Here is an 11132-nt window from a genome sequence, read left to right as displayed (position 1 = left end):
ATAAATTAGTTACAATGCGCCAAATTGTGCAACACCGTCACCACCTCTAAAGACACCTTCTAAAGTATATGTGTATGTTCCTGGACCAAAAAATCCAGTAGAATTACTTGAAGAAGCACCTATTCCTACCGATACATTAGTTGGAGCGCCATTGATATTAAGAAAAACAGAAGCACCCTTTGAACCACCAAATGCATTTAATTCAAAACTTAGAGAACCACCTGAAATTGTTAACGTCCCTGTAATTGAAAATTCTGACTCATTTATTGATGTTGTTGTACTATATGTAACAGTTCCCTTGGGTTCGTTAACAATAACTGTTCTAATAACTTCCGTAGCATCATTACCTGCTGCATCAGAAACATTATAGGTTACTGTATAAGTACCAGCTACATCAGGATCTACAAGATTAATAATATCAATTTCACTGGTAATATCCCCATCAACATCATCGTTTGCAGTCGCCCCTGCGTCAGTATATGCGTCTCCAACCGTTAAAGAAATAGAAGCAAGTCCATTTCTTGTAATTATTGGAGCGGTTGTATCTGGTGCATCAGAAACAATAACTGTTCTAATAACTTCCGTAGCATCATTACCTGCTGCATCAGAAACATTATAGGTTACTGTATAAGTACCAGCTACATCAGGATCTACAAGATTAATAATATCAATTTCACTGGTAATATCCCCATCAACATCATCGTTTGCAGTCGCCCCTGCGTCAGTATATGCGTCTCCAACCGTTAAAGAAATAGAAGCAGGTCCATTTCTTGTAATTATTGGAGCGGTAGTATCTGGAGCAGCAGAAACAATAACTGTTCTAATAACTTCCGTAGCGTCATTACCTGCAACATCAGAAACATTATAGGTTACTGTATAAGTGCCAGCTACATCTGGATCTACAAGATTAATAATATCAATTTCACTGGTAATATCCCCATCAACATCATCGTTTGCAGTCGCCCCTGCGTCAGTATATGCGTCTCCAACCGTTAAAGAAATAGAAGCAGGTCCATTTCTTGTAATTATTGGAGCGGTTGTATCTGGAGCATCAGAAACAATAACTGTTCTAATAACTTCCGTAGCATCATTACCTGCAACATCAGAAACATTATAGGTTACTGTATAAGTGCCAGCTACATCTGGATCTACAAGATTAATAATATCAATTTCACTGGTAATATCCCCATCAACATCATCGTTTGCAGTTGCCCCTGCGTCAGTATATGCGTCTCCAACCGTTAAAGAAATAGAAGCAGGTCCATTTCTTGTAATTATTGGAGCGGTTGTATCTGGAGCATCAGAAACAATAACTGTTCTAATAACTTCCGTAGCATCATTACCTGCTGCATCAGAAACATTATAGGTTACTGTATAAGTGCCCGGTATATCAGGATCTACAGGGTTAACAATATCAATTTCACTGGTAATATCCCCATCAACATCATCGTTTGCATTCGCCCCTGCGTCAGTATATGCATCTCCAACTGCTAAAGAAATATCACCTCCAATTAAAGTTATTACAGGAGCTGTGGTATCAAGTTTATTTATAACTTGAAAACTTATGATTTGAACTATTTCTTGTCCGTTTGAATCTTTCAATAAAAACTCTAAAGTTGTTTGTCCTAATTCTGTAGCTACATAGGTTAAGGTATACGTTCCTGGTGTAATACTAATAAATTCATTAAAGGTTTCACTCGCTCCACTAGGAGAAGATGTTATCGTACCTGTACCTTGTGTAAAAGAATAATTTCGTTCATAGGTAACTCCTGTAGCGATAGTTTCACTCCCCAAAGTAATAATAATATCTTGTGAGCTACCCAACAAAACTTGTCCTGTAGGTCCTGTTGCCGTCCAAGAAACGGCAACATTTGTTATCGTATAAGTTATCGTTAGTACTTTTTTAAAACCGAAAGCATCCACTACGGTAAAGGTTACAGAATGATCACCAACCACTTTTGGAATATAATTTAAATTGGCAGATAATGGACTCAACCCTGTTTTTTCCCCTTCGGAAATACTAGCTCCGGATTCATCTTGAAAATAACCTTCGCCTGAATTAATTTTATAGGAATACGAATATGAATATCCTTCTACAAGTTCTTCTGGGGTAACAGTAATGGAAGTAGCGAGCGGTGAATTAATAAAACCATCAGCTACATGAGTTTCAGAAATTTCAAATTCTACTTCAGTATATAGTCCCACTTCCTTTGTACAGGCTATTATTATTACCAGTATTGCTAGAGCACCAAAAATGTATTTAAATAGGTTTTTCATTGTGGTTGATTCGGGTTAGTTTTGCGCCTATTTATTGATAAGTTAAAGTTATTGTTTGTGTTTTTTCAATACCTGTGAAAATTTCTGTTACGGTAAAAGTTATTGTTACAACATTACTTAGAAGCAAGTCTGTATACCCTCCAATTATAGAGCCTGCCGTCATTGGAATTTCAATTCGCTCTCTGTAATTTATACCACCTAGTTCTAAAGTCCCCTTTCCTGTCTCCATAATCATTGTATAATTTCCTTCAGGCATACTACTGTTAGGGCTTATGTTAAAATAAAGATTTACTTCTCCATTTGGATATCCTCCCTCTGGAACAGGATCGTAAGGATTAGCACTGAAAGAAAAATCTGGCGCTAGTGGTTCTTCCAGAATAATTTGGACAGTATCAGACCCTGTAGCATCAAGATCATCAGTTACTGTTAAAATGATATCATAGGTACCGGCACTATTGAATGTATGTGTTATTACATCTGGGTTTTCGGTATTCACCTCGTTACCCGCAGAACCTGTATCACCAAAGTTCCATTTGTAATTTTTAATGGTTCCATCAGTGTCATTTGAATTAGCCACAGCAAAACTTATCGTTTTAGGAAAACTCCCATTAGGTATTAAAATTAAATCATCAATTTCTACCGTAGGATTTTGATTTGGCACTACATTAATATCAATTGTGGCCATAGTAGTAGCTCCATCTTCATCTTCAATCGTATAGTCAAATCTATCGTTCCCACTAGTCGCGTTATAAAGTATAGATTGCCCTCCGGGAGCAATTGTTGCGCTACCATTTATAGCTGTTTCTATAGCTATAATAGTTAAAATAGTTCCATCAGCATCACTATCATTATTAAGAACGTCCAATATATTGTCTGAAGAATTTTCTATTACTGTAAATATATCTGCCACAGCCGTTGGAGCTTGATTTGCATCTGTTACAGTTATTGTTATTGTAACCTCAGAACTTGACAACGCTGGTGTTCCATCATCTGTAACGGTAAGCGTTACATCATATGTTCCCGCAGTTGTAAAGGTGTGAGAAGGATTGGCAGTTGTAGCTGTAGTTCCATCTCCGAAATCCCAGGCGTAGGTTAATACATCTCCATCATCTGGATCAGTTGAAGTATCTCCTGTAAATTGCACCGCTAGAGAAGCTTCTCCAGAAGTTACATCTGAACTTGCTACCGCCGTTGGAGCTTGATTGGCAGGAGCGGTTACAGTTATTGTTATTGCCGCCTCAGAACTTGACAAAGCTGGTGTTCCATCATCGGTAACGGTAAGCGTTACATCATATGTTCCAGCTGTTGTAAAGGTATGAGAAGGGTTAGCAGTTGTAGCTGTAGTTCCGTCTCCGAAATCCCAAGCATATGTTAATGTATCTCCAGTATCTGGATCAGAAGAAGTGTCTCCTGTAAATTGTACTGCTAAAGAAGGAGCGCCAGAAGTTACATCTGAAGTTGCTACCGCGGTTGGAGCTTGATTTGCATCTGTTACAATTATCGTGATAGTATCCGTACTAGTTAGAACTGGTGTTCCATCATCAGTAATGGTAAGTGTTACAGTGTACGTTCCTGCGGTTGTAAAGCTGTGAGAAGGGTTGGCCGTTGTAGCTGTGCTTCCGTCTCCAAAATCCCAAGCATATGTTAATGTATCTCCAGTATCTGGATCAGAAGAAGTGTCTCCTGTAAATTGAACTGCTAAAGAAGGAGCGCCAGAAGTTACATCAGAACTTGCTACAGCTGTTGGAGCTTGGTTTGCGGAAGGAACTGTTACATTTACCGTATAAGTTTGAATTGTTTGATCTTGAGCCGTAACCGTATAGATTACTGCATTCGTAAAATCTTGACTTGTTTCTGATTCCGGCGAAACACTTGCTCCTGTATGAATAATAACTGGTGACAATGTAGTTAAGTCAGTTCCTTCAGGAAGTACAACATCGATAGTAGTTCCCGTAATTGTCCCTGCTACTCCGTTAACGATAAAGGAAGTGATTTCTTTTTCTGTAGAAAGTTCATCAACCACTTCAAAACTTACGGTTTGAAGTAGTTCTTGTCCGTTTGAATCTTTCAATAAAAACGCTAAAGTTGTTTGTCCTAGTTCTGTAGAAACATATGTTAAGGTATACGTTCCAGGTGTAATACTAACAAATTCATTAAGGGTTTCATTCGCTCCACTAGGAGAAGATGTTATCGTGCCTGTTCCTTGAGTAAAGGAATAATTCCGTTCATAGGTAACTCCTGTAGTGGTAGTTTCACTCCCTAAAGTAATACTAATATCTTGTGAGCTACCCAACAAAACTTGTCCTGTAGGTCCTGTTGCCGTCCAAGAAACGGGAACATCACTAATAACATAAGATAAAGTAACCTGCTCCTGAAAACCAAAAGTATCTTCAGCAGTAAAAGTGATAGAGTGATCTCCAATTTTTGTGGCAATATAATTCAGTGAGACTGATAATGGACTCAACCCAATTTTATCTCCTTCGGCAATTGTATTTCCGGCTTCATCTTGAAAATACCCTTCGCCTGTATTAATTTTATAGGAATAGGTATAAGAATACCCTTCCACTAGTTCTTCTGGTGTAACGGTAATAGAGGTAGCAAGAGGTGAATTAATAAAACCATCTGCTACATGAGTTTCTGAAATTTCAAATTCTACTTCAGTATATAGTCCTACTTCTTTTGTACATGCAATGATGACTGCCAATGATACAAAAAGTGTAAAAATATACCTGTAGTTTAACTTCATAAATAAGAATTACCTAAAAAAGTAGTAGCGAAGCCCTAAACCTGAAAAGTTTGTAAATTGACCAAAATCGCTATTCATATGATAGAACTGAGATGTTTTAGCTACGATAGATAATCTATTACTAATTATAACATCAATTTCAGCTCCAATTGTTCCTCCATAAATCAGTTTACTTTGTCCGTCTAAGAAAACAATATTTGAAAAAGCCTCATTACCACCATTTACTAACTCATAACCAGCCAATAAACCAGCTCCAATACTTAGTACTTTATATCTTCTAGCGGTGGCATATAATGTCGTGAAATAAGAATAGGAAACCGTATAACTTGAATAAGGAATAGTTACTTCTCCAGAGGTATAATTAGATAAAGAAACATCTAAAGCTATCTGCGTAAAAGAGTATTCATCTAAGTTGGTATTAAAGGTCATTTCACCTCCATAGCCATCTCCGAATTTACCAGCAGCCCCCATTACAGAATTTGAAAAAGCCTGTGCGTGAATAAAATTTGATACTAATAAAACAATTAGCAATAAAAAATATTTCATTTAGATAACAAGTTTAAATATTTATAATCCAAGGGAAGAATTACCATTCTAGAACTATCTATTTCGTCTAGAACAATTTCTACTATTTGATTGGTTTGTAAAGGAAATTTTTTGAAAACATATACGATTTCATTATTACTTTCAGGATCAATAATCTTCTGTAAATTAAATGTATGTACAGGTTCTAATATTGAAGGATTGTTGTCTCTATGGCTCTCTTTAATAAAAAAGCTGAGTCCATTTACGTTGTAATCTTTTTTAGAAGTGTTTTCTAAAGAAAGCATAAAATATATTTCTTCACGATCTACTAAAATATTATTAAGACGAACAATGATTTTCTTATTTTGACGGAAACTACGTTTTAAGATACTCTTTTGTAAATAATTGTTTTCACAAAAAATGCTGTAATATTCTTCTCGATCTAAATTATATAAATCATTTTCAGAATCAGAATATAGCTCAGGGTCCGTATTAGGTTGATTTGAAAATCCTTCAAAAACGTCAGGACTAACATTCATATCCGTTGGCGGAGTTTTAATTGTTTCTCGAGGATCTGTATTAGACGCTACGGGTGCGACACTTTCTGGTGGAGCGTTTGGCTTAGGATTTGCTTGAACAATTGTAGTATTCTCTGGCTCTGTTGGCGTCGCAGAATTTCCTGAATTCATAGCTCCTACCGCCTGATTCGCATTTATAATATGGGTATACTTTTCTAATTTTTGTGAATAATTAAGTACAATTGAAAAAATACTACCATCCGTCGTTATTACGGTCATATTACTGGGTGTTCCCTTTCTAGCTTTTAAGGTTCCAATAGTATTTCCTTGGTCAAATTCGAACTTATAATTGCTTGCTGGTGGAATAACCTGTTCAATCACTGCTGGAAAGAAAAGGGTTACTGTAGTAAATTCATTGGCCTCTACAGTTAATGGTTTAGCATTATCCTGAGCAGTAACACTGCCCATAAGAACTAAATACACTATTAAAAAAAAATAATTTTTCTTCATAAGAGGTTTTTCGTAAATCAACAACTGCTTTTAACTAACGGCTTATTACGAGATTTAATATGCAAAAGTACAATTTTGATTAAAAATATTGGTTATTTTCTCAGAAATGAAAAAGCTAAAGATAAATAAATGAAAATAATAGCCGAAATATATTAGTCCAAATACAAATAATATCTTAAAAAAATCTTGTCTTCGCTTCTCTGATTGTGATTGGCATGCCCTTATGAAGATGTGGTAACCAGCAATATAAAACAAACCTTATTAATTTTTATAGGTTTTTTCTTTGTTGAAAATTACTAGTTAAGGAAATTCTTTTTTTTAAATAAATTATTAAACCTTATTTATAGAATGAGTCTATAGGGATAGTTAATGATTATTTGTTTTAAGCTTTTTCATTATCAAATAAATTATGGAAACAATAATATGAATACTACTTAGCACCAAGAATAATACTAGCCAGACTAATGAATTTCCATATGCTGATTTGAAAAGTCTAAATGCTAAAATAATTAGTACATAAGAAATAAGCACGATAAAATTGATTATTCCCGTTTTATTATCTTTTTTGAAAATAATAAAACATAAAAATAATGTTATCAGAAAAAAAACTAAACAATAGGTAGTATCCTCACTCATTTACAAAAATTATGATTTTAATAAATGACTTGAACCAGATTTGATTTTTGATTTACCGTAATTCTTCGTATCTAAATACTTGTAATAATTAATAATTTGATCAGTTTTAGATTTATGGGAGTTTTCTAGTATTTTTAAAACACCCTCTAATTCTATGGTATAAGTATCATTTCCGTGTTCTAGAATTTTATCACTAGAATCATCTAATGCATTTGAATGTATATTTATAACATTGCCCTTTGCGTCATCCCCTGAAAGATAATCTTTGTAATGGCTGATATTTATATTTCTGGTAAGATTCTTAGGATATGTAATACTGTTAGACTGATGCGGCCCAAGATTAACAGAATACTCAATAATATGGTTTTCGTCGTATGCAAAACTCAAACCTTCTTTAGCTGCTAAACTTTTTATTTCATTTGAAAGAGACTCCATATAAGCTACTCCGAAAGCAGATCCTCTACTATGCGAAATAACTTGTAACTGTTCTGTAATTTCATTTTTGTCATTCCGGGAATTTTTCATCTTTTTCCAAACATTGGGAGCATCTAATTTTCCTTTTTTCTTTCCCGCTTTCTCCCTTGTGCTTGCCCACATTCCTTGATCTCCATCTATATAATGAAATTTTGATGGAGTATATCCAGTTTCTCTAGCCGTGGCCGCTAAAAGATACGGACTCCAATAGGAAGCGTCAGCTCTTTCTTCATCCGAACTTACAGCTCCATTAATCAATATTGGAAATTCAAACTCTAAAACATCTAAATCTATATAGTTATTGAACGTCTTTTTTAGATTAGAACTCTCATAACTTTGCTTAAGATTTCTTTTTAAAGTCGACTCGAATTTTTTTGAAATCAATTCTTGAGAAACCTTATTACCTCCCTTGATTTGAGCCATAGAAATTTTAGTAGCACTTTTAGTTTTTCTAATGCTACGTTTTATATCATGCCTAAGCTTTAAATCTTCTATAGTGCTCATTCCTAAAAGGATATTATTTAATGATGAATAAGGTTATAATTCTTAGCTCTTACTATTCCCCCCAACTATTTTCAAAAACCATATCACCTATAGTAATTGTACTTGCTGAAATGACAATTCTTTTTTGCATAGGAACATCATCTATAGCATCAAACTCCTCTTCTAAACTTACACAAAAAGCTCTAGTAAAGGTTACTTCTTGCAAACGTGACAAAGCATCGCGCTTATAGAATAAGATCGCACCATCTTTGGTTTGTTCCGGCTCCATCATCCAATGAAATAAGTCAGATTTACCTTGAGATTCAATAGTAATCATTATTTGACCACCTCTTGGTTTTCCTGAAGGTTTGCCAGTGTGATCCATAGGTTGTTCAAAATTATACGCACAATGAAGCACGTTGTATTCTTGACCATCTACAATTAATTTTGCTAAAAAAGACATAGGTTATGGTATTAATATAATTATCAGTGGTTAAAGTACGTTCTAATATCCTAGTATCAAAAAAAAGTCGATAAATTACATCGATTTATTTCTCAAAAAAGAACACCTCTAAAAACTATATAGCCTTAGAGGTGTTGGTATATGTACTGTAAATTATTTTATTGTTGTTCGTAATCCGTATCCCATTCAGAACCTTCATCACCTTTTTGACCATCCATTTTAATCAAAAAGTTTTTAGCAGGGAAATAAGGCTTAAGTCTTACATCTAGTAATATACGGTCTAATTGATTTGGATCTTGTTCAAATTTTTTGATTTCAAAATTTTCTATCAATTTATCTGGACCCGTAATTCCGTCTAAGAAATGTACAATTTGTTTATGAATTTCGTTTCTAGTTTTAGCATTAAAGTTTTCAAAAGCTCTACGGTTAAGAAAATCCATTAATACTTTAGTTACATAATCAAAAACACGCACTACAGAATAAGTTTGTAGCCCTAAGTTATCACCATTAAATAAGGTCTTTGCAGAAAATGCCATCACTTTGCCATATTCATTAACCATAGGAACAAGGCCAAGGTTTTCTAAATTTGCAATTTCACCTTTTCTTAAATCAAAGGCAACACCATCTACTTCACTTAAACCACCGTGTTTTTTACCTGCAGTTACTTGAGACATTAGAGTTCTATATATTTTACCAGCTAAAGCTCCAGAAGGTGCAACGTGTAAATCTTCTTCCTCTCCTACTTCTGCATGCTTACCTCTACCTACTAACCAATTACAGGTCATAATAGTGTTTGATAAATACATGTCACCACTTGCAAGATTGGCACTTTCAAACATTTCCATAACGTCATCCGGCTCATCTAAATGCGCGAAATCCGTTACTAAAGTTACTTTATTATCGTGAGCTAATTTTGCCCATTTGTCTACAACAGATTTAGAACCTAAATACCCTGGTAAAACCATTAAGGAATAGTTTTCTCTTAAATCCAATCGGTCATATTTAGATACTAATTCTTCTCTAATATGGTCAAAGAAACGTGTGTTATCTAAATCTGTTAATTGGTCTAATTCTGCATTTACTATAGACACATTTTTTAAAGATGGTAAATCTGTGTTTTTATAGAAAAGCGCTACAGAGCGGTATGAAGATTCTAATTCTTCCGACTCTTCTAGTGCTTGTTTTATGTTTTTATTTAATAGCTCTAATGATTGTTTAGATTTATCATCTGCAGATTGTACTTGATCAAGGATATCGTCACCAGATTTTAAAGTTTCTGACCAAAGTTCAAGAATTTTCTGTAAAGCTTGTCGTTCAGATTTTTTTCCGTTCTCTGTTAAGAACATTTTTCTTCTGGCCTTACGGTCAGGATTTAAATTCTGTACATCATCAATCGCTGATTCTAATAAATCAAATCCACCAAACTTGGCTAACCCGTCTGCTTTTTCTTTAATTTGATCTATAAATGGTTTGTCACTTAAATGCGACTCTTGGTTGTTTTGTGAAGTATTCGCCATAATTGCTTTTCGTAATTATTTAGTGTTTTTTATTTCGTTAATCAATGCATCAATAGTATCTATTAGCGCTTCTTTTGCTTCTGGATCTTGTAATGCAGATTTTAAAATTTTATTGGTTTTTAATTGCTTAATGATTTTTTTATACTGATCACTTTCAATTTCTAATTCTTTTAAGAAAACACTATTATTGGTAATTCCTTTTTTACCGAAATCGCCTAAATTGCTGAATTTTATGGTTTCATTTATTGTTCCTCCATTTTTATCTTCAAAAGGGACCTTTAATTCAGGTCTAAAATGTTCGAAAATATCTTCTACAGTTCTTAAACCTTCTATTACCTCTGGCTTTATTGGCGTATTCGGAGTTAATTTACCTGCAATTAAAGTTCTGTTTTGTGGAATTTCATTTAGAGCTTCACTTGCATCGCCTTTAACATCATTAGCACCTATTCCAAAATTACTAGCCATATTTTATATTTTTTAAGTTGGTTAAATTTAATCAAAAAAAGTTATTTACAATAGTTATATAGAAGATAAACGTAAAAAGGAGGCATTTAAGTATGCCTCCTTTTAGAAAATATGTAATTTTTATGAGATTATACCCACTCGTTGATATGCTCACCACCACCACTAGATAATTCTTTTGCAGAAATAGTGAAAGTTTCAGTTAAAGGATTTTGGCCAGAAGACTCAAAATTCTCTCTGTACTTGATTAAGTAACCTTCTTTAAAGTTTACTTCTTTTAAGGTAGCATCGTTATCTCTTTTTACGAAAACGATAGTTCCATCTTTTCTTTCGAAGTTATTAGTCATCCATTCGAAAAATCCAGTTTCTCCGTTAGACTCAACAGTTAAGTTAATACGACCACCTCTTGTTACAGAAGAAGGTCTTCCTGTAGGATCTACTTCTTGGTTCAAATCATAAGAACAATGTAAAATGTTGAACTCTTTTCCTGCTACTTTTAATCTTGCTTTGAAAGCCATAAT

General features: G+C 34.2%; 9 protein-coding genes. All 9 read right to left on the bottom strand.

The annotated features are described in order from the left end of the window. Window positions 1-9: 9 nt before the first annotated feature. The gene (locus M666_RS20035; RefSeq protein ID WP_052206660.1) at window positions 10-2277 is read right to left on the bottom strand and encodes a DUF5011 domain-containing protein; all 2268 of its coding nucleotides are present in this window, start codon (window positions 2275-2277) and stop codon (window positions 10-12) included. 31 nt (window positions 2278-2308) lie between these two features. Continuing rightward, complete coding sequence (locus tag M666_RS15275) at window positions 2309-5023, bottom strand: PKD domain-containing protein (RefSeq protein WP_039325896.1); 2715 nt, start codon at window positions 5021-5023, stop codon at window positions 2309-2311. A gap of 9 nt (window positions 5024-5032) precedes the next feature. Continuing rightward, window positions 5033-5569: a conjugal transfer protein TraO gene (locus tag M666_RS15270; RefSeq protein ID WP_024480881.1), complete on the bottom strand. Its 537-nt coding sequence runs from the start codon at window positions 5567-5569 to the stop codon at window positions 5033-5035. Further along, window positions 5566-6576 carry a DUF4138 domain-containing protein gene (locus M666_RS15265; protein WP_029446551.1) on the bottom strand — a complete coding sequence of 337 codons (1011 nt, stop codon included), beginning with the start codon at window positions 6574-6576 and terminating at the stop codon, window positions 5566-5568. The genes M666_RS15270 and M666_RS15265 overlap by 4 nt, the downstream gene beginning before the upstream one ends. 645 nt (window positions 6577-7221) lie before the next feature. Beyond that, on the bottom strand, window positions 7222-8190 hold the full coding sequence (locus tag M666_RS15255) for a hypothetical protein (RefSeq protein ID WP_029446550.1): 969 nt from the start codon (window positions 8188-8190) through the stop codon (window positions 7222-7224). Between the two features lie 52 nt (window positions 8191-8242). Next, the gene (gene tssD, locus M666_RS15250) at window positions 8243-8632 is read right to left on the bottom strand and encodes a type VI secretion system tube protein TssD (RefSeq protein ID WP_024480877.1); all 390 of its coding nucleotides are present in this window, start codon (window positions 8630-8632) and stop codon (window positions 8243-8245) included. 158 nt (window positions 8633-8790) lie between these two features. Next, entirely contained in the window at window positions 8791-10149 is a 1359-nt protein-coding gene (locus M666_RS15245; RefSeq protein WP_024480876.1) for a DUF5458 family protein, read from the bottom strand. A gap of 15 nt (window positions 10150-10164) precedes the next feature. Beyond that, on the bottom strand, window positions 10165-10614 hold the full coding sequence (locus M666_RS15240) for a hypothetical protein (RefSeq protein WP_024480875.1): 450 nt from the start codon (window positions 10612-10614) through the stop codon (window positions 10165-10167). A 128-nt stretch (window positions 10615-10742) separates the two neighbouring features. Continuing rightward, window positions 10743-11129: a type VI secretion system tube protein TssD gene (tssD, locus tag M666_RS15235; protein ID WP_024480874.1), complete on the bottom strand. Its 387-nt coding sequence runs from the start codon at window positions 11127-11129 to the stop codon at window positions 10743-10745. Window positions 11130-11132: the final 3 nt, after the last annotated feature.

Origin of the sequence: Cellulophaga baltica 18, assembly GCF_000468615.2 — a bacterium.
Taxonomy (GTDB): Bacteria; Bacteroidota; Bacteroidia; order Flavobacteriales; family Flavobacteriaceae; genus Cellulophaga; species Cellulophaga baltica.
The sequence above is the reverse complement of the archived record's forward strand: the minus strand, read 5'-3'. Positions and strand labels throughout refer to the sequence as shown.

Excerpts from the sequence above, each read along its gene's own strand:
- M666_RS20035 (WP_052206660.1), bottom strand. The coding sequence starts at position 2,277 with ATGAAAAACCTATTTAAATACATTTTTGGTGCTCTAGCAATACTGGTA.
- M666_RS15275 (WP_039325896.1), bottom strand. The coding sequence starts at position 5,023 with ATGAAGTTAAACTACAGGTATATTTTTACACTTTTTGTATCATTGGCA.
- M666_RS15270 (WP_024480881.1), bottom strand. The coding sequence starts at position 5,569 with ATGAAATATTTTTTATTGCTAATTGTTTTATTAGTATCAAATTTTATT.
- M666_RS15265 (WP_029446551.1), bottom strand. The coding sequence starts at position 6,576 with ATGAAGAAAAATTATTTTTTTTTAATAGTGTATTTAGTTCTTATGGGC.
- M666_RS15255 (WP_029446550.1), bottom strand. The coding sequence starts at position 8,190 with ATGAGCACTATAGAAGATTTAAAGCTTAGGCATGATATAAAACGTAGC.
- tssD (WP_024480877.1), bottom strand. The coding sequence starts at position 8,632 with ATGTCTTTTTTAGCAAAATTAATTGTAGATGGTCAAGAATACAACGTG.
- M666_RS15245 (WP_024480876.1), bottom strand. The coding sequence starts at position 10,149 with ATGGCGAATACTTCACAAAACAACCAAGAGTCGCATTTAAGTGACAAA.
- M666_RS15240 (WP_024480875.1), bottom strand. The coding sequence starts at position 10,614 with ATGGCTAGTAATTTTGGAATAGGTGCTAATGATGTTAAAGGCGATGCA.
- tssD (WP_024480874.1), bottom strand. The coding sequence starts at position 11,129 with ATGGCTTTCAAAGCAAGATTAAAAGTAGCAGGAAAAGAGTTCAACATT.